Consider the following 21,871-nt stretch of genomic DNA (forward strand, 5'->3'; position numbering starts at 1 on the left):
CGGTCCCCCGCCTGAACCGCGTGTTCGGCGCGCTTCTGGCGGGGGTTGCGGCCTGGATGCTGCTCCCTTGATCCGCGACACCCTGTCGCCCATGCCCCTCGTGACGTCGGGAATCGCATTGCGCCTGTGCCGCCCTGCCGATAGGCCTGACGCCGACGACGCCCCCGAGGGGGCCGGACAGGTGGCCGCCACATGCCGACCCAACACGGGGGCAACACGCGGTATCGTCTCCGGGACCCGGATATCGGGGGCATTTCCGCTGCGAAAGGCCCGCCCATGCGCTTCCTTGCCCTGTTTTCCCTGACGCCCCTTCTTCTGGCACAGCCCGCACAGGCCCACGTCGGCCACATCTCTGATCTGGGCGGGCACGATCACTGGGCACTGGGCATCGGTCTGGGTGTGATCGTCGGGGCCGCCGTGCTGGGCTGGATCAAGGGCGCACCGGACGCCAAGGCCGACGAAGAAGAGACCTCCGAATCCCCCGAGGAAGAGGAGCAGACCGCGTGAAGACAGGCGTCATGATCTGTGGCCATGGCTCCCGCTCGCAATCCGCTGTCGACGAATTCGCCGTGCTGGCCGAAAAACTGCCTGCCCTGCTGCCCTCCGACTGGAGGGTCGACTATGGCTACCTTGAATTCGCCAACCCGGTCATCCGCGACGGCCTCGACCGCCTGCGCGACGCGGGCTGCGACCGCATTCTCGCCGTCCCCGGAATGCTTTTCGCCGCGATGCACGCGAAGAACGACATTCCCACCGTTCTCAACACCTATGCCGCCAGACACGATATCGACATCCGTTACGGCCGCGAACTGGGCATCGACCCCAGGATGATCGCCGCCGCCGGGCAGCGTATCGAAGACGCGCTGGCGCAGGCCGATGCCGGGCACGGCCCGGTCGCCCGCCACGACACCTGCCTCGTCGTCATCGGGCGCGGCGCATCCGATCCCGACGCCAATGGCAATGTCGCGAAAATCGCCCGGATGCTGCACGAAGGTCTTGGCTTCGGCTGGCTTGAGGTCGGCTTTTCCGGCGTTACCTTCCCTCTGGTCGAACCCTGCCTGACCCACGCGGCCAGACTGGGCTACAAACGTATCGTCGTGTTCCCGTATTTCCTGTTCTCGGGTATCCTGATCGACCGCATCTATGGCTTCACCGATCGCGTCGCCGCGGCCCACCCGGACCTGCAATTCGTCAAGGCGGGTTATCTGGGCGACCACCCGCAGGTTCTGGCCACCTTTGCCGAACGCATCACCGAACAGGCCGGTCTCAATCCACCGCCCAACTGCGGCACATGTGCCTATCGCGCCCAGATCCTTGCGGGTGAGGGGACGGCGGTCACGATCCCCGCTGCCGCCCGTGCGGGCCACCCGGCCTTTTCCGACACGCCGCCGCCGACCTGTGTCATGTGCAAATACCGCACGGCCGTTCTGGGGTTCGAGGGCGAAGTCGGCGCGGTGCAGGAAAGCCACCACCACCATGTCGAAGGGCAGGGGGCCAGCGCGCCCGGCTCCAATGTCGCCAACTGCAAGTTGTGCGATAGCTTCTGTACCGGTTTGTGCCGGCTGGAGGCGCAGGCGGGGCATTCACATCACCACGACCACCACCATCACCACGATCATCATCACGGGCATGATCACAGCCACGATCACGATCATTCCCACGATCACGTCCACGCCGTCTATCCGCATGCCGACCATCCGCATGGCCCGGAATCGGCCCGAAAGACGCGGGCGTGATTGCCATGGGGAAGCTGCGTCCGGCCGACAGTCCGGACGGCACTCGAACCGTCCTGCCGTGGCGAGGGTTATCATTCGATTCCAGCTATCTGGCGTTGCAGGCACTTGCACCGACCCACACCACCCGGACAACCGCCGTGCGCGACTGCAGGGGTTTGTTTCGCAAGCCCCTCTTGATCGCGCCGTCTCATATGGACGCATTATATGCGCCCATATGAGCGGGACCCCCAGGCGATCTACGCCGCTTCCTTCGCCACCGTCCGCAAGGAGGCCGCGCTCGACCGCTTTCCGGCGGATATTGCCGAGCTTGCCGTGCGGGTGATCCACGCCTGCGGTATGGTCGAGATCGCCGATCGCCTGTCCTACGCCCCGGACGTCGCGACCTCCGGCATCGCCGCCCTGCGCGCCGGAGCGCCGGTCTATGCCGATTGCGAAATGGTTGCCTCCGGCATCACCCGCCGCCTGCTCCCCGAAGGCACCGACATCCGTTGCACGCTCAACGACCCACGCACCGCCGACATGGCGCGCGAGGCACGGACCACCCGCTCCGCCGCCGCTGTCGATCTCTGGGATACCGACGGCGCGATTATCGCCATCGGCAATGCTCCCACGGCCCTGTTCCGGCTGCTTGAACGCCTGGACGAAGGCGCACCGAAACCCGCCGCCATCCTTGCCTTCCCCGTGGGGTTCGTCGGAGCGGCGGAATCCAAGGCCGAACTGGCCGAACGTCCCCGCGCCGTGCCGTTCCTTTGCCTGCGCGGGCGGCGGGGCGGCAGTGCCATGGCCTCGGCGGCGGTCAACGCATTGGCCATTCTCGCGGCCGGGGGGATGCAATGATGTCTGCCGCGCAGCAATGCACCGATGCACCTGATCAGGCGGCATTGCGTGCGCAAATCGTGTCGGACGTGTATCCGACACAGATCACCCGCAGATCACCCCATGTCTGACACGCCTTGGCTCCATATCGTCGGCATCGGGGAGGACGGTCTCTACGGCCTGTCCCCCGCCACGCGCGCCGTTGTCGAAGCTGCCGAAGTCATCATCGGCGGCGATCGCCACCACGCCCTGTCCGACCGGGTGACGGCCCGTCGACTGGCCTGGCCCAGCCCTTTCGACGCTTTGATAGATCAGCTGATTTCCTTGCGTGGTCAACGGGTTGTCGTGCTCGCCACAGGCGACCCGCTGTGGTTCAGCGTCGGTGCCCGCATCGGGCGCGCGATACCGCCCGGCCAGATCGTCTACCATCCGCAGCTCTCTGCCTTCCAGCTTGCCGCCGCCCGGATGGGCTGGTCGATGGCCGATGTCGAGACTCTCACCGTCCACGGTCGCCCCGTGCATCAGATGATTGCCTTCATCCAGCCCGACGCAAGGCTCCTGATCCTGACCACCGGCGCGCAAACCCCTGCCCAGATTGCGAAATTCCTGACTGATCGGGGCTTCGGCAAGTCCAGTCTCACGGTCCTCGCGAACATGGGCGGCCCGGCGGAAACCCGGTTCGATGCAACCGCGGAAGACTGGTCGCACGAGGTTCCCGCCTTCAACACCCTCGCCGTAAACTGTATCGCCGACCCCAATGCAGCTCTTCTGCCACGCGTTCCCGGTCTGGCGGACGATCTGTTCCGCAGCGATGGCACGATGACCAAACGCGAAGTCCGCGCCGCCACCCTCGCCAAGCTGATGCCGATGCGCGGCGCGCTTTTGTGGGACATCGGCACCGGTTCCGGCTCGGTCGCGATCGAGTGGATACGCGCCGCCAGATCCGCCCGCGCCATCGGCATCGAACCGCGTGCGGACCGCCGCGCGATGGCCGCCGAGAACGCGCTGGCGTTGGGCGCCCCCCGCCTCGACCTGCGCGACGGCGAAGTGCCGCAGGCCCTTGAAAACCTGCCTTCTCCCGATGCCGTCTTCATTGGCGGCGGCCTGTCGGAGGAGGTGTATGATGCGGCCTTTGCGGCTCTCAAACCCCTGGGCCGGCTGGTGGCGAATGCCGTCACGCTGGAATCGGAGTCGCTTCTGATGACGCTCCACGTCAAACATGGGGGCGATCTCGTGCGAATCGCCGTCGAACGCGCCGAATCGGTCGGCCGATATCGCGGCTGGCGCCCGTCGATGGGCGTGACACAATGGTCACTGGTCAAAAGATGAGCGGCACGCTCTATGGCGTCGGCCTCGGACCCGGCGACCCCGAACTGATAACGCGCCGCGCTGCGCGGCTGATCGAATCTGCAGAAATCATTTGTTATCCGTCGCTTGCAGGTGGGGAAAGCCTGGCCCGCGCGATTGCCGCCGACCTTATCCCGGCCACGGCCCGTGAAATCCGCATAGACGTGCCGATGACCCGCGACCGTGCCCCGGCGCAGGCGGCCTATGACACGGGCGCGGCGGGCATCGCGCAAGCTCTTGAAAACGGACAGGATGTCGTCTGCCTGTGTGAAGGTGATCCGTTCTTTTATGGCAGTTTCATGTATCTCTTCGCGCGCCTCAGGGGTCGCTTCGATGTGCAGGTCGTGCCCGGTGTCACATCCCTGACCGCCTGCGCTGCCGTCGCCGCCATGCCGCTGACCGCGCGCAACGAGGTCATGACCGTCCTGCCCGGCCCCTTGCCGGACGATATCTTGCGCACCCATCTGCGTGCCGCCGATACACTGGTTGTGATGAAAGTCGGGCGCCATCTGCCTCGTCTGCGGACACTGCTGGATTCCGAGGGTTTGCTGGCCGCCGCCACCTATGTCGAGCGGGCGACGCTGGGGGCGGAGCGTGTGCTGCCGCTGGCCGACGCCCCCGACGATGCCCCGTATTTCTCCATGATCCTGATCGCGAAAGGGGCCGACCCGTGGCTCTGACACCTGTCGTCCTGGCGCTGAACGCCGCCGGTGAACCCGTCGCCCGACGGATCGCCGATGCACTCGACTGCCCCCTGCATGGCCGCGAGGGGCGCACCGATGCCGCGATTACATTTCCCAACGCGCTGGACCATGCGCGCGACCTGTTCGCCGCCGGTCACCCCGTCGTCGGCGTTTGCGCGGCAGGCATCCTGATTCGCGCCGTGGCCCCTTTGCTGTCCGACAAGACGCGCGAGCCGCCGGTGATTTCCGTATCCGACGACGGTGCGGTGGTCGTGCCTTTGCTGGGCGGACACCGCGGCGCGAACCGTCTGGCGCGGACCATAGCCGAGGTGCTTGGCGCGGCCGCCGCCGTCACCACGGCAGGCGACGTCGCCTTGAACGTCGCGCTGGACGAGCCGCCCGCAGGCTACCGTCTGGCCAACCCAGAAGACGCCAAACCCGTCATGGCGGCGCTGTTGTCAGGGGGGGGCGCAACAGTCACGGGCGAACCGCTGTTCGACCTGCCACCGGGTAACGCCGTCGAGATCGTCGTGACAGAGGCCCCGGCAACCGGCGGCCCGACCCGGCTGGTCTATCACCCGCAACGGCACACCCTGGGCGTCGGATGCGCCCGCGACGCCGATCCGGCGGAACTGTGGGACAACGTTTCGCAGGTGCTGGCGGATGCGGGCGTGGCCCCCGGTGCCATCGCTTCTGTCAACACGCTGGACCTTAAGCTGGACGAGCCTGCGATGAACGCCCTCGCCGCGCGACTGGGCTGCCCGTTGCGCACCTTTACCGCCGCCGAACTGGCCGCGATCGAGGTGCCGAACCCGTCGGACGTCGTGCTGTCCGAAGTCGGCACGCCTTCGGTGGCCGAGGCCGCCGCCCTCGCCGCCAGCGTTGGCACGGTGGTCGCGCCGAAACGCAAGACCGCCAATACCACCGCTGCGCTGGCCCGCGCCGACGCCCCCGTCACCGACCCCAAGGGCCGGGCACGCGGTCGTGTCAGCATCGTGTCCATCGGGCCGGGGCAGGCGACATGGCGCACCCCCGAAGCCAGCCGCCTGATCGCCGAGGCGGACGAGTTGGTCGGCTATTCCCTCTATATCGATCTGCTGGGCCCGATTGCTGCCGGCAAGCCCCGTGCAGATTTCCCGCTGGGTGGAGAGGAGGCGCGTTGCCGTCACGCGCTGGAACGGGCCGGGCAGGGGCATAATGTCGCGCTGGTCTGTTCCGGCGATGCGGGCATCTATGCGATGGGTGCGCTGGTATTCGAACTGATGGCCCGTGATCCCGCCGACCCCTCGGCCCTGACCGATCCGGCGCGGCGGGTCGAAATCGTTTGCACCCCCGGCGTCAGCGCGCTTCAGGCCGCCGCCGCGCGGGCCGGTGCGCCGTTGGGCCACGATTTCTGCGCGATCTCGCTGTCGGACCTGCTGACCCCGCGCGAGGACATCGTGAAACGGCTGAAGGCAGCGGCGCAGGGTGATTTCGTGATTGCCTTCTACAACCCTGTATCGAGGCGCCGCCGGACCCTTCTGGCCGAAGCGCGCGACATCCTGCTGGGCCACCGCCCCGCCGACACGCCGGTTCTTCTGGCGTCTTCGCTGGGGCGGCCGGAAGAACACATCCGCTATCGCCGCTTGGCCGATCTGGAGGTGGACGAAGTTGACATGCTGACCGTCGTTCTGGTCGGATCGTCGCATTCCAGACTGGTGAAAACCGGCGACGGGATGCGGATGTTCACGCCGCGCGGCTATGCCCGCAAGATGGCGGGTGGCGATTTGACGCCCTCCGAGGAGACCACGCCATGACCGTCCATTTCATCGGCGCAGGCCCCGGTGACCCGGAACTGCTGACGCTCAAGGCACAGCGCCAGATCCGCGAATGCCCCGTCTGCCTTTACGCAGGCTCGCTGGTCCCCGCCGCCGTCGTGGCCGAAGCGCCCAAGAGCGCGCGCGTTTTGGACACCGCACCGATGACGCTGGCCGAGACCCATGCGGAGATCGTCGCGGCCCACGCTGCCGGGCAGGACGTCGCCCGCGTCCATTCCGGAGATCCTTCGCTCTACGGGGCGATTGCCGAGCAGATCCGCCTGCTGAAACGCGATGGCATCCCCTATGACATCACGCCCGGCGTGCCCGCCTATGCCGCCGCTGCCGCCGCCCTTGGGCAGGAACTGACGGTGCCCGAAATCGCGCAGTCCATTGTCCTGACGCGGGTGTCGATGAAATCGACGTCGATGCCGCCGCGCGAAACGCTGGAGAATTTCGCACGCACCGGGGCCACGCTTGCGATCCATCTGGGCATCCGCAACCTGCGCGAGATCAAGCGTGTGCTGACGCCGCATTACGGTGCCGATTGCCCGGTGGTGGTCGCCTATCGCGTCGGCTGGCCGGATCAGGCGTTCCTGCGCGGTACGGTTGCCGACATTCATGCCAGGGTGCGCGCCGAGAAGATCACGCGGACGGCGCTGATCCTGGTCGGACCCGCCCTGGGCGAGGTTGGGGACTTCAGGGATTCTGCACTTTACGACCCCGCCGTGCCGCATGTCCTGCGTCCGAAAGTGAAGGGCTGAACGCGGGGGCGTCGTCGCTGACATGGACGTCGTTGTCAGGCTTTCATTGACTATTCACGTTTCTGTTGCAGACTTACCCTAGAATCGGATGGGCAAGCGACTCACGTGTACGTCCGGATTTCCGGGGGGTGTCATGTCCGAAACAGATCCATTCTTCCTGCCCGCCGACGTTCGCGAAGGTCTGGCGCGCGCCCGTGCGCGGGACCGGCGGACCACGGGGGGGCGGCTGCGGGTGCAGGTTGGCGACGACTGGTATCCGATCACCGCCTATGACGATTCCGGGTTCGAGGTTCCTTTGGATGTTGCGCCCAAACTGCGCGGTCTGGTCGAGATTTACGACGGGCCACGCCTTTTGCGTTCGGTTCTGATCGTGGCGGGCGGGCCATCGGGCGACGCGATGCGCTATGGCTTCAAGCGGGCGACCGCGGCGCGCACCTCGGCTGCATTGGACTATGAACGGGCGGGCGATGCACCGGCGGGTTATATTGCGGCACCCTGACGGGTCGGCGGAAATGACGAACCCTTACGATCTTGGCCCCTCACACTCTCGGCCCTCACACTCCCGGCGCGGTCGAGTAATATGCCGCCGCGGCCCCTTTCAGCCGCGCCCACATCTGATCGCCCAATGAAAAATGCCACCATTCCGTAGGGTTATTGGCAAATCCCGCATCGTCCATCAGCCAATAGAGCAAGCGCCGGTTGGACCGCGCTTCGCGGATGGAAAACGCCAGGCCGTCCGGGTCACTCTCGAAGGCACCGGTGTTCGATGCATCTGACACATCGTCGAAGATCGTCCCCATGAACAACTCGGCCCCGTTGCGATAGCGGATTGTCAGATCCACCGCCGCGCCGGTCGCATGTGGCGGCGGCGACAGCGGATCGACCGCCCCGTTGCCCCCCCGCGCCCAGTATCGTTCCGTTTCGGACGCGATGCGCGCGGCGTCCCAATCGGGGTGCAATGCGCGCAGACGATCAGGCATCCACTGGTCGTGGAAATGGTTCTGGATAGAAAGCGGACGCCAGGCATCGAACACCCATAATTCCAATCCGTAAGGTTTCAATCGTGCGTTTACCCCGACGAGCCTGTCGACCAGCGGACGGCGTAGCAACAGGTCCGGAACCGCACCCGCGATCCGGTGATGATAAGGTGCGACCCCAGTGAAATAGGCGTTTGCGCCGGCGATATCGTAGTCGCGAACCTCCACGATCGGGTCTGCGCCGCGTGGATCGCCCAGATCAATGGCATGGTCGCGATAGCCGGGTCGCAGGGCGGCGGCGCGCGCCACAGGGTCGGCCAGCGGGCGGTCGCGCAGCGCAAAAAGGGGGCCTTGGGTCAGCATCAACATGGGCAGAAGGCTTGACCGCCCGCGCCGCGCTTCGCAAGAGGAAGCATCGACAGGAGGACGCGATGCGAACAGTCTATGTGAACGGTGAATACCTGCCCGAAGATCAGGCGAAGGTCTCGGTCTTCGATCGCGGCTTTCTGTTCGCGGATGCGGTCTATGAGGTCACCAGTGTGCTGGACGGAAAGCTGATTTCATTCCCCGGTCATGCCGCCCGCCTGCAACGGTCGCTGACAGAGCTGGAGATGGCCAGCCCGGTGTCTGACGCCGAACTGCTGGAGATTCATCGCGAACTGATCACGCGCAATGATCTGACCGAAGGGCTGATCTATCTGCAGGTGACGCGCGGCGCGGCGGATCGCGATTTCCTGTATCCCGCGCCTGAAACGGTGCCGACGCTCGTGCTGTTCACGCAGGCAAAGCCGGCGCTGGAACATTCGCCGATGGTGCAGACGGGCATGAAGATCGTGACGATCCCTGACCGGCGTTGGGGGCGGCGGGATATCAAGACGACGCAGCTTCTCTATCCCAGCATGGGCAAGATGGAGGCCCGGGCGCGCGGGGCCGACGACGCCTGGATGGTCGAGGACGGCGCAGTGACCGAAGGCACATCCAACAACGCCTATATCATCAAGGACGGTGTGATCGTGACGCGGCATCTGGGCGAGGAAATCCTGCATGGCATCACGCGCAAGGCGGTGTTGGCATTCGCGCGCGAGGCACAGATGAAGGTCGAGGAACGCCCCTTCACCGTCGAGGAAGCGCTATCGGCGGACGAGGCATTCATCACTTCGGCCAGCAGTTTCGTGACGCCCGTGGTATCCATCGACGGAGCCGATATCGGGACGGGCAGGCCGGGTAAGGTGGTCGCGCGCCTGCGTGAAATCTATCTGGACGAGATGCGAAAGGCCGGAATATAGACCCTGGCCTCGCAGGTCAGTCCCAGTCCAGAATGACCTTGACGCGACTGCGCGTGTTCATGCGCCGGAAGCCACCAAAATCCATTGCACGCCCCTGAAGCTGCATGTGCAGCGCGGCAATCTGGCGGGTTGTAAGGGTGCCCGCATCGACATCGCGGAACCCCAGAATATCAAGCCGCTGCTGCACCGACGCGACCAGTTGCGCGTTCGGTGCAGCCATCACCGGTGTCGCCACGGCCAGCGCCGCAACCAGGATCAGAACGGCGCGCATCTCAGCCACCCCGGCCAAGCCGGTCGATGCCGCGCTGGAGGATACCTCCGCCCCGCAGGATCGACCGGATACGGGCCCCCTTGTCGCCGTTCGACCGGCCGGAATGCATGGTATTGTCCAGAAGCACGATCTGTCGATTGGACAGCGCGGCGACATTGGCGTCCCCGAAGCCGTAGACCCGCAATTCGCGCGCGACCGACAGGCGCTTGCCGGTCAGCGGCTGAGGGTTCACGACAGTGCCGGGGGGCGAGACATAGACGCCTTGGGCGGCGGCAGGCAGTCCAAGTCCCGGACCAAGCGTCAGGGCAGCGGTCAGGGCGATGAGAAACGGTCGGGCCATGGTGAAACTCCTTCTGCAGGGAAGATAGTGTCACCGGTGCGGTTATCCAAAATCATCCCTGCGTGAGACGGCATATGATCAGTCCTTGCCGACATTCTCTGCGAAACTTGTCTCGAATGCGGCCTGCTGATCAGGCGAGGCTGCGGTCTGGTGCTGTGCTTTCCATTCCGCCAGAGGCATTCCATAAAAAGCCTCCCGCGCCACTTCCTTCGACATTTCCACTCCCCGCTCGGCGGCGGCTTCGCCATACCAGCGCGACAGGCAGTTGCGGCAAAATCCGGCAAGGTTCATCAGGTCGATGTTCTGCGCGTCGGGACGATCCTCCAGCAGGTGCCGACGCAGGCGGCGAAAAGCGGCAGCCTCGACCTCGATGCGGGTCGCATCATCCATCACGGGTAAATCTGGCATTATCGCATCCTCCGGCAAGGGAACGAGGCGCGGGGCTTTCAGCCGCTGACCTCATCCGTAAGAGATGAGGACGTTTTGCCTTATGATCAAGGCGTTCATCCTGACCTTCTGACATGCAGTGACGCAGAGATTGCACGACACTTGGTTAACCAGGTTTCAGAGGATAGCGTGGTGCCGAGATGCGCACGCCTGTTGCGAAACCCCGTTGGGCAGGGCAGAGGTGCGAGCGCTAACACGACACATCCGAAGGAAAGCGCCCCATGAGACGCCACCGCAACGTCAAGATCGTCGCCACCCTCGGCCCGGCCTCCAGCGACTACGACACCATTCGCGCGCTGTTCGAAGCGGGGGCCGATGTGTTCCGACTGAACATGAGCCACGGTGTCCACGACGACATCCGCTCGCGCCATAACATCATCCGCGATATCGAACGCGATAGCGGGCGCCCGATTTGCATTCTGGCCGACCTGCAGGGCCCGAAACTGCGCTGCGGCGTGTTCAAGGACGATTCCGCCGAGATCGAGGAAGGTCAGAAGTTCCGCTTCGATCTGGACGACAAACCCGGCGACGCGACGCGTGTGCAATTGCCTCACAAGGAAATTTTCGACGCGCTGGAGCCGGGTGGCACCCTTCTGGTCAATGACGGCAAGCTGCGGCTGCGGGTCGACAAATGCGGCAAGGATTACGCCGATTGCACCGTCATCACCGGCGGCACGATTTCCAACCGCAAGGGCGTAAACGTGCCCGACGTGGTGCTGCCGCTGGCCGCGCTTTCGGACAAGGACCGCAAGGATCTGGAGTTCGTCTGCGAATTGGGCGTCGACTGGCTGGCCCTGTCGTTCGTCCAACGCGCCGCCGATGTGCACGAGGCGCGCGAACTGGCCAGGGGCCGCGCCGCGATCCTGTCCAAGATCGAAAAGCCCGCCGCCGTGGAAGCCTTCGACAGCATCCTTGAAGTGTCCGACGGCATCATGGTCGCGCGGGGCGATCTTGGCGTCGAATGCCCGGTCCATGCCGTGCCGCCGATCCAGAAGCATCTGATCCGCAAATGCCGCGCCGCCGCCAAGCCGGTGATCGTCGCGACCCAGATGCTTGAATCGATGATCGACAGCCCGATGCCGACCCGTGCCGAAGTTTCCGACGTGGCCACGGCGATCTATGAAGGCACCGATGCGATCATGCTGTCGGCGGAATCGGCGGCGGGAAGCTATCCGATCGAAGCGGTGCAGACGATGAACAACGTGGCGATCGAGGTCGAATCGGACCCCAATTACCGCGAGATCATCGAGGCCAGCCGGTCGGCCAAGCTCTCCTCGACCGCCGATGCCATCGTCGCCGCCGCGCGCGAGATTGCGGACACGACGGACATCAAGGCGATCTGCTGTTTTTCGCACTCCGGCTCGACCGCGCTGAAGGTCAGCCGCGAACGTCCGCGTGTGCCGATCATCGCGCTGACCCCGATCCAGGACACGGCGCGCCGCATGGTCCTGTCCTGGGGGACCCATTGCGTGCAGACCCAGAAGGTTGAACGGTTCAAATTCGCCGTCGTCTCGGCCATTCGTGCGGCAAAGGCATCCGGCTTCGTCGATCTGGACGATCAGGTCGTGGTCATGGCGGGCATTCCGTTCAACGTGCCGGGGTCTACCAACATTCTGCGGATCGCACCCTGCGACGAGCGTCAGATATTCGGCACCGAAGGCGACTGAATGGATCAGATCGGCGGCGCGTTTCAGACCCTGCGCGACTGGTGGGCCGGCTTGCCCCCGTTCCCCGATCTTGGCCTTCCTGCCCCCGGTGACCCGGCTGTCCTGACGGTCGTGGCGACAATGGTGACCGGCCTGGCCCTTATGGGTCTGGTGACGGCTTGGGTCGAGCGGCGATTATCCCTGACCTCGCTGGCTGCGTTCATCCTGGGCTGGGCGCTGTTCTTCTGGCTGTGGGAGACGGATCGCGAAGGCTTCCGCTTTCTGTCCGTTCCCGAGGCGTTTGTCGAAATGGTCGCACGGGTGATCCGATAGCTTTGTCCCTGACGGGTATGAAGTCACAAGGCCTTGTCACTCTAACCCATCCCCGTTACAGCAGCCGCTCGAATACCCGCACGCCCGGCGATTGGGATGCCGAGGCGCGCGTTGTAGAAGGAGACCGAAATGCCCAAGATGAAGACCAAGTCGAGCGCCAAGAAGCGCTTCAAGATCACGGCGACGGGCAAGGTCCTCGCCGGTCAGGCCGGCAAGCGCCACGGCATGATCAAGCGTTCCACCAAGTTCATCCGCGACGCCCGCGGCACCACTACCCTGTCGGCACCCGACGCCAAGATCATCAAGGGCTTCATGCCCTACGATCGCTAAGGAGGATATGATATGAGCCGCGTAACCTCCGGTAAGGTCACACACGCCCGCCACAAGAAAGTCCTGAAAGCCGCCAAAGGCTATTACGGACGTCGCTCCACGACCTTCAAGACTGCCACGCAGGCCGTCGACAAGGCCAATCAATACGCCACCCGCGACCGCAAGAACCGCAAGCGCAGTTTCCGCGCCCTGTGGATCCAGCGGATCAATGCCGCCGTGCGCGCCCACGATTCGGACATGACGTATTCGCGTTTCATCAACGCGCTGTCGCTTGCCGGGATCGAGGTCGACCGCAAGGTGCTGGCCGATCTGGCCGTGCACGAGCCCGAGGCATTCGCCGCCATCGTGGATCAGGCCAAAGCCGCCGCCTGAGCGACCGACCATAGATGATTTCAGGGGCTGCCTTCCGGGGCGGCCCCTTTTCGTATCTGACGCATCCCATGTTGATCCGCCCCGAAACCCCAGATGACATTGACGCCATTCGCGACCTGACCGCCGCAGCCTTTGCGTCGATGCCGTATTCCGACGGCACCGAACCCGAGATGATCGACCGGCTCCGGGCCGCCGCCCACGGGAGCAATTCGGTTTGCGCCGGGCCTGACCTGATACGGCACGGAAACTTCTCCCTGCTCCGGTCCGTTTCTTATCATATGCCGCCACAACCAACGGATCTGCCATGCGCCTTTTTGCCTTTCTGCCCCTGATCCTGTCGGCCTGCGTCGCGACCTCCGCCCCGCCGTCGGACAACGCTGTACTGGCCATCGGCGACAGCGTGATGGCCTGGAACGGCGGGCAGGGCATCCCCGAAGCGGTGCAGGCAACGCTGGGCCGTCCCGTCGTGGACAAGGCGCAATCCCTGGCTCAACTGACCAATCCTAATGGCATTGCGGGCGCGCTTGGCTTCGACATCAGTCGACAGTACAAGGGCGGCGATTGGGACTGGGTTATCCTGACCGGCGGCGGTAACGACCTGCGCGGTGCCTGCCGGACTCCGGACGAAGCGGGCATTCTGAACGATCTGATCGGCCCCGGCCTGACCGGTGACATTCCCACTCTGATCGCGCGCATCCGGGCGAATGGGTCCATGGTTGCTTTCATCGGCTATTACGACGGTGCCCGTGGGGCTGCGACAGGGTTCACACCCTGTCAGGGCGCATTCGACATCATCAACGCCCGCATGACGCAACTGGCGGCGCAGGACGCGGGTATGTTGTTTTTTGACGCGGGCAGCGTGATCGACGCGGGAGATCGTGGACTTTATGCGCCCGACCTGATCCACCCCAGTCCGCGCGGCTCTGCGATCATCGGGCAGGCCCTGGCGCAACGGATGGCGGCATTCGAATAGGTCGGGGCCGTGGGCCAACGGTTGCATGGTCCGCGCCGTCAAGCTACCTAGCCTCTCGCTGACAGGGGGCCGCAGGCACATGGACGATCTTCGCGACAAATATATGGGCCGCATCACCGGCGCCACGGACGAGGCAACACTGGAAGCAGTACGCCTGGAAGCGGTCGGCAAAAAGGGCGAGATCGCGCTGAAGATGCGAGAGTTGGGCCGTATGACGCCCGAAGAACGCCAGCAGGTCGGCCCCGCGCTGAACGCCCTGAAGGACGAGATCAACACGGCTATTTCCGCCCGGAAGGCGGGCCTGGAAGACGTCGCGCTGGACGAACGACTGCGATCGGAATGGCTGGACGTGTCGATGCCGTCCCGGAGCCGCCGCCCCGGCAGCATCCACCCCGTCAGTCAGGTCATGGAAGAGGTCACGGCCATCTTTGCCGACCTTGGGTTCTCGGTCGCCGAGGGACCGCAGATCGAGACCGACTGGTATAACTTCGACGCCCTGAACATTCCCGGTCACCACCCCGCACGGGCCGAGATGGATACGTTCTACATGGCGCGCGCCAAGGGCGATGACCGCCCGCCGCACGTCCTGCGCACACATACGTCGCCGGTGCAGATCCGCTCGCTGGAGGCCAACGGCGCGCCGATCCGCATCATCTGTCCGGGCCGTGTCTATCGTGCCGACTATGATCAGACACACACACCGATGTTCCACCAGATCGAAGGTCTGGCGATCGACACAGACATCTCCATGGCGAACCTGAAATGGGTTCTGGAGGAGTTCTGCCGCGCGTTCTTCGAGGTCGATACGATTGAACTGCGGTTCCGCGCCTCGCACTTCCCGTTCACCGAACCTTCGGCGGAAGTCGATATCCGGTGCAGCTGGGAAGGCGGCACGCTGAAGCTCGGCCAGGGCGACGACTGGATGGAAATCCTCGGCTCCGGCATGGTACACCCCAAGGTTTTGTCCGCTGGCGGGGTCGATCCGCAGATGTATCAGGGCTTCGCCTTCGGCATCGGCATCGACCGCCTTGCGATGCTGAAATACGGAATACCGGACCTGCGCGCGTTCTTCGACAGCGATCTGCGCTGGTTGCGGCATTATGGATTTTCGGCATTGCAGGCACCGACGCGGCACGCAGGTTAAGCCTTTGGTATGCCACGGGGTGCTAGGTCCGATTGCAGAACCGATCAGATTCGCACCGTGAATGAAATGATACAAACTCCGGCCTTGCGGGCTGCGACCATCATCCGGTTTTCGGAAGAAGTACGCAGTCTGGCCAGGCAGTCGTCCGACGTTCTGGGGCGGATGGAACACCGCATTTCGGAAGACGACGGCGATGTGGTGAAAGCCGGTCGGCACACCACGTTCTGAAGGTCAGCGCCGGGTCTGCGCCCGCAGACGCTGGATCAGTGAGAAATTGGCATATCCATCCGGCACCAGATCGTTTGCTTTCTGCCAGCGCTGGATCGCGTCCAGCGTATCCGGTCCGACTTTCGCGTCGATCTTGAGCGGGTCGAACCCCGCCGCACGCAGGCGTTCCTGCAGTTCAACCCGCTCGTCATAGGTGAGTGCCCGGTCGCTGCGCGGCCAATCCCCGGCAATCGGTGGTCCGCCTGCCAGCCGATCCGCCAGATGGCCGACGCCGATCACATAGGCATCGGCGGTGTTATAGGTCTCGATCGCGCGGAAATTGGCAAAGGTTGCGAAGGCGGCGCCGGTGTAGCCCGCAGGCACCCGGATCGACGCCAGTCCACCCAGCGGCAGGGGGTTGCCCGCAACGGTCCGCACGCCCAGTGCCGTCCAGTCGTCGGGTGATTTTTCGATCCGCTCGCCCGTCAGAAGATAGTCGAACCCCTCGGGCAGAACGACCTGCACCCCCCAGGGCTGCCCCGTGGTCCAGCCGTTCGCCTTCAGATAGGCTGCGGTGGACGCCAGCGCATCGGTCGGGTCGTCGCCCCACAGGTCGCGCCGCCCGTCGTTGTTGAAATCGACCGCGTGGTCGCGGAATGACACCGGCATGAACTGCGTGTGCCCCATCGCGCCCGCCCAGCTGCCGCGCAGTGCCGCCGCGCGCGTGTCTCCCGATTGCAGAATGCGGAGGGCTTCTATCAGTTGTTCCTCGAAGAAGGCACTGCGCCGGGAATCGGCTGCCAGCGTCGTCAGCGCCGACAGGGTCGAGACGTTGCCGCGAAACGCCCCGAAACTGCTTTCCAGACCCCAGATCGCTGCCACGATTTCCTTGTCTACGCCATAAACCGCTTCGATCCGGTTGAGCACGTCAGCATATTTCGCCATTGCGCGGCGGCCGTTCGCTACCCTCAGATCGCTGACGGCGGTGTCGAGATATTCCCAGATCGTCTTGGTGAATTCCGATTGGTTGCGGTCGCGGAGGATGACATCGGGCAGGCGTTCGACCCCTGACATGGCGGTGTCGAACGTCATGGCGTCAATGCCTGCAGCCAGGGCGCGGTCGCGAAAGGCAGGGACCCAGACGTCGAAATCGGCGGTTTGCTGCACCGCAGGCCGCTGCTTCGGGCGCAACATAGCGTCCTGCGCGGCAAGCGGCGTGGCCAGGGCGAGGCAGGCGAAGAAAGTGGCGATTTGCATGGGCAATCCCGAGCTATGTTTTGCCGCGATCCTATGGCGTGGGGCCGCGCCGGGCTAGCGTTTGCGCGGTGCTTTGCGAAACTTGCGTTTTTTTGGCGCGCCGCGTCCGCCAGGCGCCGGACGACGGTTGACCTTGCGAGGCTCGCCCTCCAGCGACAGCAGTTCCAGAATCAACCCGCCGGTGACGGGAACGGCCTCGGCCAGGCGGACAGTGACCCGCTGGCCCAGACCGATCTGGGTGCCGGTGTCGCTGCCGGTCAGCACCTGTTCATCGCGGTCATAGCGGAAGTATTCCGCGCCCAGCGACCGCACCGGGATCAACCCGTCGGCGCCGGTTTCGTCCAGCCGCACAAAGACACCGAACGCCTGAACGCCCGAAATGCGCCCCGCGAATTCCGCCCCGATCCTGTCGGATAAAAACGCCGCCAGGTAACGATCATTGGTGTCGCGTTCTGCGACCATCGACCGCCGTTCGGCCTCGGATATCTGCTTGGCGGTGGCCTCCAGATGTTCAATGTCCTGTGGTGACAGGCCATCGTCGCCCCAGCCATGCGCCGTGATCAGCGCACGGTGAACGATCAGGTCAGCATAGCGTCGGATCGGCGAAGTGAAGTGGGCATAGGATCGCAGCGCCAGCCCGAAATGGCCCAGATTGACCGGCGAATAATAGGCCTGCGTCATGGAGCGAAGGGTCGACATGGAGATCAGCTCCGACAGTTCGGTCCCGGCCGCTTCGTGCAGCAGATGATTCAGGGTCGCCGTGCGCAGGACCTGCCCCTTGGGCAGGCTGAATCCGCTGGCCTTGGCGGTTTCGCGCAGGGATTCGATCTTGTCGGGGTCGGGTTCTTCGTGCGTGCGATAAAGCAGCGGCGTCCGCAGACGCTCCAGCTCCTCGGCGGCGGCGACATTGGCGAGGATCATGAACTCCTCGATCAGGCGATGGGCATCCAGCCGGTCGCGGAAGGCGACGGACGTGACCTCGCCCTTGTCCGACAGGATGATCTTGCGTTCGGGCAGATCCAGATCCAGCGGTTGCCGTTTGGCCCGCGCGATCTTCAACGCATCATAGGCCGCGTAGAGGGGCCGTAAAACGCCTTCCAGGTGCGGCGCGGTCCGGTCGCTGATGTCGCCGTCGATGGCGGACTGCACTTCTTCGTAATGCAGCGACGCGGGCGATTTCATCAACCCGCGCAGGAACGTCTGGCCGATCTTGGTTCCTTCCGCGTTGACCGCAATCCGGACGGCGATGCAGGCACGCTCAACGCCTTCGTGCAGGGAACAGAGATCACCGGACAGGGCATCCGGCAACATCGGAACCACGCGATCGGGAAAATATGTCGAATTGCCTCGTTCCCGCGCTTCGCGATCCAGAGCGGATCCGGGTGTGACATAGGCGGCGACGTCGGCAATCGCGACCCAGATGACATGGCCGCCGGGGTTGGCCGGATCGTCGTCGGCCTGGGCGTAACAGGCGTCGTCGTGGTCACGCGCATCGCTGGGGTCGATGGTAATCAGCGGCAGATCGCGCAGATCGGTGCGGTCGCCCAGAGTCGGAGGCGTGGCATTTTCGGCCTGTTCAATCGTCTCGGGCGGGAAATCGTCCCGCAGCCCGTGCTGGTGGATCGCAATAAGCGACACGGCCTTGGCTGCGCCGGGGTCGCCCAATCGCGTGACGATGCGCGCCCTGGGCAGGCCCATGCGCCCCTTGGAGCCGCTCTGTTCGGCCTCGACCAATTCTCCGTCGCGCGCGCCTTTGGTGGCCTCGGCAGGCACGACCCATTCATCCATCACGCCCTTGTCGACGGGCAGGATGCGCCCGCCTTCGGACCCTGCGCGGAACACGCCGACGATGCGCTGTGGCCCGGTCGACAGGCGGCGGATCAGGCGGCCTTCGTGGCTGTAATCCTCGCCCTTTACCTGGGTCACGCGGACGAGTGCGCGGTCACCCTTGGCCAGCGCAGGATCGTCCTTGGCCGGAATATGGAGAATGCGCGGCTCGGGCGCGTCGCCCTGCCAGTCATGCGGCGCGAAAAACAGATCGCCGTCGGAATCCGGGCCGATCACCTTGCAGACGGCCACGGGTGGCAGGCGGTTCGGGTCTTCGTGACTGCGCTTGCGCTTTGTCAGATGCCCCTCGGCTTCCAACTCACGCAGGATACGTTTCAGGTCGATCCGCGCCGCGCCCTTGATACCGAAGGCCTTGGCGATATCGCGTTTCGACGTCAGTGCGGGGTTGTCGGTGATCCATTGCAGGATCTGCGGCTTGGTGGGGATCTGGCTCATGTCGGCGCAGCTAGCACGGGGCCGGGGGGTTATCCACGGCGGATGACCGGGGCCAGTTTCGGGCGCTCGGGATCTTCGGAAAAGTCGAACGTGTCAAGACGTTCGGCGCGTTTCCCTGCGCGCTCCGCCGCGGTGGCAATGCCTTCGACGTCGCGGCGCGCCTGATCGAAATGGATCTCCAGCTTGGCGGCGCGTTCAACGATCAGTTCGACATCGCGGCCCAGGGCGGCCAACGCGCGGCGGATGTCGCCCGCCTGTTCGCGCATCCGGTGATCCTTCAGGATCGCCCGCAGCGTGTTGAGCGTCGCCATGCAGGTCGTCGGCGAGACGATCCAGACGCGGGCGGCAAAGCCTTCGCGCACGACCTCGGCGTGATTCGCGTGCAATTCCGCATAGATCGCCTCGGATGGCAGGAACAGACACGCGCCCTCCGCCGTCTCACCCGGTATGATATAGCGGTCCGCTATGGCCCGGATATGCGTTCGGACCGACGCGCGGAAGGCCGTTACAGCGCGCGCATCGCCCGGAGCGGCGATCATCGCTTCATAAGCCTCCAGCGGGAATTTCGCGTCGATCACCAGCGGCCCTGGCGGGTCGGGCATGTGGATCAGGCAATCGGCCCGCCGCCCGTTCGTCAGTTGTGCCTGCCAGGCGAATGCGTCGGGGGCCAGCGCCTTGCCGACCAGGTCGCGCAACTGGATTTCGCCGAATGCGCCGCGCGTCTGCTTGTTGGACAGGATGTCCTGCAACCCAAGCACGTCGCCGGATAGGCGTTCGATATTGGCCTGCGCCACGTCGATGGCTGCCAGCCGTGCCTGAAGGTTGCCCAGGGTTTCCGCCGTTCTGGCCGCATTGTCGCCCAAGGCTGTGCCGACTTGCGCTTCGGACCTGTGCTGCGCATCCGTCAGGGCAGCCAGACCGCCGGTCAGGCGCGCCTGCGCCTGCGTCATATCCCGCAGACGTGATGACAACGACAGGATCAATCCGATCAGGATCAGTGCGACGACCCCGCCGCCAAATGCCGCCAGAATGGTCGGGTCCGACAGGTCCAGCGTCATGTGCGGCCGAACAGGCGTTCGATGTCCGACAGCGGCAACTCGACGTATGTAGGTCGCCCGTGGTTGCATTGGCCGGAATGGGGCGTTGCCTCCATTTCGCGCAGCAGCGCGTTCATTTCCGGGCCGGTCATCCGCCGACCCGACCGGATCGAGCCATGGCAGGCCATGCGTGACAGAATGGCGTCCACCCTGGATTGCAACGACAGGGGGTCGGCGTCCTCGTCGTCTTCGAGTTCTTCCAGTATGTCGGTGATCAGCGCCTTGGCCGAGCATTGCCCAAGGATCGCGGGCGTTTCGCGCACGGCGATGGTGCCGGGGCCGAAGGCTTCGATGGCAAGACCGAATTGCGCCAGGTCCAGCGACAGCAGGCGATCGGCCTGCGCACCGACGTCGACCACTTCGGGGATCAGCAGCGCCTGCGCGCGGATGCCATGGTCGCGCATTTCTCGCTTGAGGCGTTCATAGACAAGGCGTTCATGCGCGGCATGCTGGTCCACGATCACCATTCCGGTCGCCGTTTGTGCAACGATCCAGTTCTCGTGCAGCTGCGCGCGGGCCGCGCCCAGCGGGCCGTCTTCGGTCGGATCTTCCTCCGGTTCGTAGCGCGCCGACGGGGTCTCTGCGAAACCGGGCATCTGCGCGGTGTAGCTGGTGGCGCGCGCCGCGCTGGACGGTCGATCCATCTGGTAAACGGGGGCCATGGGCCGCTCCGCGCGCATCGCGCCCAGCGTCGCATCGGCCACAGTCGTCGATGCGCGGTGTCCGGCCCCGGCAAGCGCATGGCGCAGGCCCGAGACGATCAACCCGCGCACGATCCCGGCATCGCGGAACCGCACCTCGGTCTTGGCGGGGTGGACATTGCAGTCGACCAGCACAGGGTCGCAGGTCACGAACAGGGCGGCGACAGCGTGCCGGTCGCGCGCCAGAACGTCCATATAGGCCCCACGCAACGCGCCGGTCAGCATCCGGTCGCGCACCGGACGACCGTTCACGAACAGGTATTGGTGGACCGCGTTGCCGCGCGAATAGGTCGGCAGCGCGGCATGGCCGGTCAGGCGGAAGCCCTCGCGTTCGGCGTCGATGGATAACGCATTTTCGGCAAAGTCACGACCCAGAACAGTTGCCAGCCGGTCGGCCAGCGAGGCACAGGCATCGGCGCGGAACAACACGCGGTCTCCGCCCTCGGATACGTCGCGCAGGGTGAAGGCAACGGACGGTTCCGCCATCGCCAGCCGGCGGATCGCATCGCCGACGGCCATCGTCTCGGATCGTTCGGATTTCAGGAATTTCAGGCGCGCGGGGGTGGCGTGGAACAGATCGCGCAATTCGACCACCGTGCCGCCGCGCAGGGCTGCCGGACGCGCCGGGGCGATGCGACCGCCGTTGACATGGATCGTCGCGGCTTCGCTGGCCCCGGTGGCGCGGGACGTGATCGTGAGCCGCCCGACTGCGCCAAGGCTGGGCAGGGCTTCGCCGCGAAACCCGAAGCTGTGAATGTTCAGAAGGTCGCTGCCGTCGATCTTGCTGGTCGCATGCCGTGACAGGGCCAGCGGCAGGTCGTTTGCGTCGATGCCATGGCCATCGTCCGTGACGCGGATCAGGGTGCGCCCGCCATCGGCGATGTCGATGGTCACCCGCGTCGCCTGCGCGTCCAGCGCATTTTCCACAAGTTCTTTAACGGCGGAGGCGGGCCGCTCCACAACCTCTCCGGCGGCGATGCGGTTCACCGCGCCTTCATCCAGCTGTCGGATGCGCGGAAGGATCATATGGTGGTCAGGGACGCCCATACTACGAGGGGTAGCATG

Annotated in this window: 24 protein-coding genes; 16 read left to right on the forward strand and 8 right to left on the reverse strand. The window is 65.0% G+C overall.

Going from position 1 to position 21,871, the window contains the following annotated elements; translation table 11 throughout:
- Nucleotides 1–192: 192 nt before the first annotated feature.
- From BMY38_RS05640 to BMY38_RS05675, 8 genes are all read left to right on the forward strand, one after another.
- Nucleotides 193–507 carry a DUF6732 family protein gene (locus BMY38_RS05640; RefSeq protein ID WP_092760528.1) on the forward strand — a complete coding sequence of 105 codons (315 nt, stop codon included), beginning with the start codon at nt 193–195 and terminating at the stop codon, nt 505–507.
- Between the two features lie 11 nt (nt 508–518).
- Nucleotides 519–1,736 (forward strand): sirohydrochlorin chelatase, encoded by a 1,218-nt coding sequence (locus BMY38_RS05645; protein WP_092761255.1) that lies wholly within the window; start codon nt 519–521, stop codon nt 1,734–1,736.
- 204 nt (nt 1,737–1,940) lie between these two features.
- On the forward strand, nt 1,941–2,573 hold the full coding sequence (locus tag BMY38_RS05650) for a precorrin-8X methylmutase (protein WP_092760530.1): 633 nt from the start codon (nt 1,941–1,943) through the stop codon (nt 2,571–2,573).
- A 102-nt stretch (nt 2,574–2,675) separates the two neighbouring features.
- The gene (gene cbiE / locus BMY38_RS05655) at nt 2,676–3,881 is read left to right on the forward strand and encodes a precorrin-6y C5,15-methyltransferase (decarboxylating) subunit CbiE (RefSeq protein WP_092760532.1); all 1,206 of its coding nucleotides are present in this window, start codon (nt 2,676–2,678) and stop codon (nt 3,879–3,881) included.
- A complete protein-coding gene (cobI, locus tag BMY38_RS05660) occupies nt 3,878–4,579 on the forward strand; it encodes a precorrin-2 C(20)-methyltransferase (protein ID WP_092760534.1) in 702 nt (233 codons plus the stop codon). Before cbiE ends, cobI begins: the two co-directional genes overlap by 4 nt.
- Nucleotides 4,570–6,378, forward strand: a complete 1,809-nt coding sequence (gene cobJ / locus BMY38_RS05665; RefSeq protein ID WP_092760536.1) for a precorrin-3B C(17)-methyltransferase — start codon at nt 4,570–4,572, stop codon at nt 6,376–6,378. Before cobI ends, cobJ begins: the two co-directional genes overlap by 10 nt.
- Nucleotides 6,375–7,142 (forward strand): precorrin-4 C(11)-methyltransferase, encoded by a 768-nt coding sequence (gene cobM / locus BMY38_RS05670; protein WP_092760538.1) that lies wholly within the window; start codon nt 6,375–6,377, stop codon nt 7,140–7,142. The genes cobJ and cobM overlap by 4 nt, the downstream gene beginning before the upstream one ends.
- 133 nt (nt 7,143–7,275) lie before the next feature.
- Complete coding sequence (locus tag BMY38_RS05675; protein ID WP_092760540.1) at nt 7,276–7,641, forward strand: hypothetical protein; 366 nt, start codon at nt 7,276–7,278, stop codon at nt 7,639–7,641.
- A 55-nt stretch (nt 7,642–7,696) separates the two neighbouring features.
- Here BMY38_RS05675 and BMY38_RS05680 read toward each other — a convergent pair whose 3' ends face one another.
- The gene (locus tag BMY38_RS05680; protein ID WP_092760542.1) at nt 7,697–8,488 is read right to left on the reverse strand and encodes a M15 family metallopeptidase; all 792 of its coding nucleotides are present in this window, start codon (nt 8,486–8,488) and stop codon (nt 7,697–7,699) included.
- A gap of 62 nt (nt 8,489–8,550) precedes the next feature.
- Between BMY38_RS05680 and BMY38_RS05685 the strand changes: the two genes are divergently transcribed.
- Nucleotides 8,551–9,405 (forward strand): D-amino-acid transaminase, encoded by an 855-nt coding sequence (locus tag BMY38_RS05685; protein WP_092760544.1) that lies wholly within the window; start codon nt 8,551–8,553, stop codon nt 9,403–9,405.
- Between the two features lie 16 nt (nt 9,406–9,421).
- On the opposite strand, the gene BMY38_RS05690 is transcribed toward BMY38_RS05685, so the two are convergent.
- The 3 genes from BMY38_RS05690 to BMY38_RS05700 all read right to left on the reverse strand — a co-directional run bounded on the left by BMY38_RS05690 (nt 9,422) and on the right by BMY38_RS05700 (nt 10,406).
- A complete protein-coding gene (locus BMY38_RS05690; protein WP_092760546.1) occupies nt 9,422–9,676 on the reverse strand; it encodes a hypothetical protein in 255 nt (84 codons plus the stop codon).
- Between the two features lies 1 nt (nt 9,677).
- Nucleotides 9,678–10,016, reverse strand: a complete 339-nt coding sequence (locus tag BMY38_RS05695) for a hypothetical protein (protein WP_092760548.1) — start codon at nt 10,014–10,016, stop codon at nt 9,678–9,680.
- A 78-nt stretch (nt 10,017–10,094) separates the two neighbouring features.
- Complete coding sequence (locus BMY38_RS05700; RefSeq protein ID WP_092760550.1) at nt 10,095–10,406, reverse strand: DUF1244 domain-containing protein; 312 nt, start codon at nt 10,404–10,406, stop codon at nt 10,095–10,097.
- Nucleotides 10,407–10,684: 278 nt separating this feature from the next.
- Here BMY38_RS05700 and pyk point away from each other — a divergent pair, with 278 nt between their 5' ends.
- The 7 genes from pyk (at nt 10,685) to BMY38_RS18055 (ending at nt 15,489) form a co-directional block, all read left to right on the forward strand.
- Complete coding sequence (pyk, locus tag BMY38_RS05705; protein WP_092760552.1) at nt 10,685–12,130, forward strand: pyruvate kinase; 1,446 nt, start codon at nt 10,685–10,687, stop codon at nt 12,128–12,130.
- Nucleotides 12,131–12,442, forward strand: a complete 312-nt coding sequence (locus BMY38_RS05710) for a hypothetical protein (RefSeq protein WP_092760554.1) — start codon at nt 12,131–12,133, stop codon at nt 12,440–12,442.
- Between the two features lie 129 nt (nt 12,443–12,571).
- Nucleotides 12,572–12,772, forward strand: coding sequence for a 50S ribosomal protein L35 (gene rpmI / locus BMY38_RS05715; RefSeq protein WP_092760556.1), 201 nt, complete (start codon nt 12,572–12,574; stop codon nt 12,770–12,772).
- Between the two features lie 12 nt (nt 12,773–12,784).
- A complete protein-coding gene (rplT, locus tag BMY38_RS05720) occupies nt 12,785–13,144 on the forward strand; it encodes a 50S ribosomal protein L20 (protein WP_092760558.1) in 360 nt (119 codons plus the stop codon).
- Nucleotides 13,145–13,448: 304 nt separating this feature from the next.
- Entirely contained in the window at nt 13,449–14,117 is a 669-nt protein-coding gene (locus BMY38_RS05730) for an SGNH/GDSL hydrolase family protein (protein ID WP_092760560.1), read from the forward strand.
- A 79-nt stretch (nt 14,118–14,196) separates the two neighbouring features.
- A complete protein-coding gene (gene pheS, locus BMY38_RS05735) occupies nt 14,197–15,261 on the forward strand; it encodes a phenylalanine--tRNA ligase subunit alpha (RefSeq protein ID WP_092760562.1) in 1,065 nt (354 codons plus the stop codon).
- Nucleotides 15,262–15,327: 66 nt separating this feature from the next.
- Nucleotides 15,328–15,489 carry a hypothetical protein gene (locus tag BMY38_RS18055; RefSeq protein WP_175495777.1) on the forward strand — a complete coding sequence of 54 codons (162 nt, stop codon included), beginning with the start codon at nt 15,328–15,330 and terminating at the stop codon, nt 15,487–15,489.
- Between the two features lie 3 nt (nt 15,490–15,492).
- On the opposite strand, the gene BMY38_RS05740 is transcribed toward BMY38_RS18055, so the two are convergent.
- The 4 genes from BMY38_RS05740 to mutL are packed head-to-tail and all read right to left on the reverse strand — an operon-like array spanning nt 15,493 to nt 21,832.
- Nucleotides 15,493–16,725, reverse strand: a complete 1,233-nt coding sequence (locus BMY38_RS05740; protein ID WP_092760564.1) for a lytic murein transglycosylase — start codon at nt 16,723–16,725, stop codon at nt 15,493–15,495.
- Between the two features lie 54 nt (nt 16,726–16,779).
- Nucleotides 16,780–19,008 carry a ribonuclease R gene (rnr, locus tag BMY38_RS05745; RefSeq protein WP_092760566.1) on the reverse strand — a complete coding sequence of 743 codons (2,229 nt, stop codon included), beginning with the start codon at nt 19,006–19,008 and terminating at the stop codon, nt 16,780–16,782.
- A gap of 29 nt (nt 19,009–19,037) precedes the next feature.
- On the reverse strand, nt 19,038–20,066 hold the full coding sequence (locus tag BMY38_RS05750) for a DNA recombination protein RmuC (RefSeq protein WP_092760568.1): 1,029 nt from the start codon (nt 20,064–20,066) through the stop codon (nt 19,038–19,040).
- On the reverse strand, nt 20,063–21,832 hold the full coding sequence (gene mutL, locus BMY38_RS05755) for a DNA mismatch repair endonuclease MutL (RefSeq protein WP_245737504.1): 1,770 nt from the start codon (nt 21,830–21,832) through the stop codon (nt 20,063–20,065). Before mutL ends, BMY38_RS05750 begins: the two co-directional genes overlap by 4 nt.
- Nucleotides 21,833–21,871: the final 39 nt, after the last annotated feature.

The sequence above is a fragment of the Jannaschia helgolandensis genome (assembly GCF_900109285.1).
GTDB lineage: Bacteria > Pseudomonadota > Alphaproteobacteria > Rhodobacterales > Rhodobacteraceae > Jannaschia > Jannaschia helgolandensis.

Bases quoted from the DNA above. Each gene is read 5' to 3' on its own strand.
- BMY38_RS05640 (WP_092760528.1), top strand. From the start codon at position 193: ATGCCGACCCAACACGGGGGCAACACGCGGTATCGTCTCCGGGACCCG.
- BMY38_RS05645 (WP_092761255.1), top strand. From the start codon at position 519: ATGATCTGTGGCCATGGCTCCCGCTCGCAATCCGCTGTCGACGAATTC.
- BMY38_RS05650 (WP_092760530.1), top strand. From the start codon at position 1,941: ATGCGCCCATATGAGCGGGACCCCCAGGCGATCTACGCCGCTTCCTTC.
- cbiE (WP_092760532.1), top strand. From the start codon at position 2,676: ATGTCTGACACGCCTTGGCTCCATATCGTCGGCATCGGGGAGGACGGT.
- cobI (WP_092760534.1), top strand. From the start codon at position 3,878: ATGAGCGGCACGCTCTATGGCGTCGGCCTCGGACCCGGCGACCCCGAA.
- cobM (WP_092760538.1), top strand. From the start codon at position 6,375: ATGACCGTCCATTTCATCGGCGCAGGCCCCGGTGACCCGGAACTGCTG.
- BMY38_RS05675 (WP_092760540.1), top strand. From the start codon at position 7,276: ATGTCCGAAACAGATCCATTCTTCCTGCCCGCCGACGTTCGCGAAGGT.
- BMY38_RS05680 (WP_092760542.1), bottom strand. From the start codon at position 8,488: ATGTTGATGCTGACCCAAGGCCCCCTTTTTGCGCTGCGCGACCGCCCG.
- BMY38_RS05685 (WP_092760544.1), top strand. From the start codon at position 8,551: ATGCGAACAGTCTATGTGAACGGTGAATACCTGCCCGAAGATCAGGCG.
- BMY38_RS05690 (WP_092760546.1), bottom strand. From the start codon at position 9,676: ATGCGCGCCGTTCTGATCCTGGTTGCGGCGCTGGCCGTGGCGACACCG.
- BMY38_RS05695 (WP_092760548.1), bottom strand. From the start codon at position 10,016: ATGGCCCGACCGTTTCTCATCGCCCTGACCGCTGCCCTGACGCTTGGT.
- BMY38_RS05700 (WP_092760550.1), bottom strand. From the start codon at position 10,406: ATGGATGATGCGACCCGCATCGAGGTCGAGGCTGCCGCTTTTCGCCGC.
- pyk (WP_092760552.1), top strand. From the start codon at position 10,685: ATGAGACGCCACCGCAACGTCAAGATCGTCGCCACCCTCGGCCCGGCC.
- BMY38_RS05710 (WP_092760554.1), top strand. From the start codon at position 12,131: ATGGATCAGATCGGCGGCGCGTTTCAGACCCTGCGCGACTGGTGGGCC.
- rpmI (WP_092760556.1), top strand. From the start codon at position 12,572: ATGCCCAAGATGAAGACCAAGTCGAGCGCCAAGAAGCGCTTCAAGATC.
- rplT (WP_092760558.1), top strand. From the start codon at position 12,785: ATGAGCCGCGTAACCTCCGGTAAGGTCACACACGCCCGCCACAAGAAA.
- BMY38_RS05730 (WP_092760560.1), top strand. From the start codon at position 13,449: ATGCGCCTTTTTGCCTTTCTGCCCCTGATCCTGTCGGCCTGCGTCGCG.
- pheS (WP_092760562.1), top strand. From the start codon at position 14,197: ATGGACGATCTTCGCGACAAATATATGGGCCGCATCACCGGCGCCACG.
- BMY38_RS18055 (WP_175495777.1), top strand. From the start codon at position 15,328: ATGATACAAACTCCGGCCTTGCGGGCTGCGACCATCATCCGGTTTTCG.
- BMY38_RS05740 (WP_092760564.1), bottom strand. From the start codon at position 16,725: ATGCAAATCGCCACTTTCTTCGCCTGCCTCGCCCTGGCCACGCCGCTT.
- rnr (WP_092760566.1), bottom strand. From the start codon at position 19,008: ATGAGCCAGATCCCCACCAAGCCGCAGATCCTGCAATGGATCACCGAC.
- BMY38_RS05750 (WP_092760568.1), bottom strand. From the start codon at position 20,066: ATGACGCTGGACCTGTCGGACCCGACCATTCTGGCGGCATTTGGCGGC.
- mutL (WP_245737504.1), bottom strand. From the start codon at position 21,832: ATGATCCTTCCGCGCATCCGACAGCTGGATGAAGGCGCGGTGAACCGC.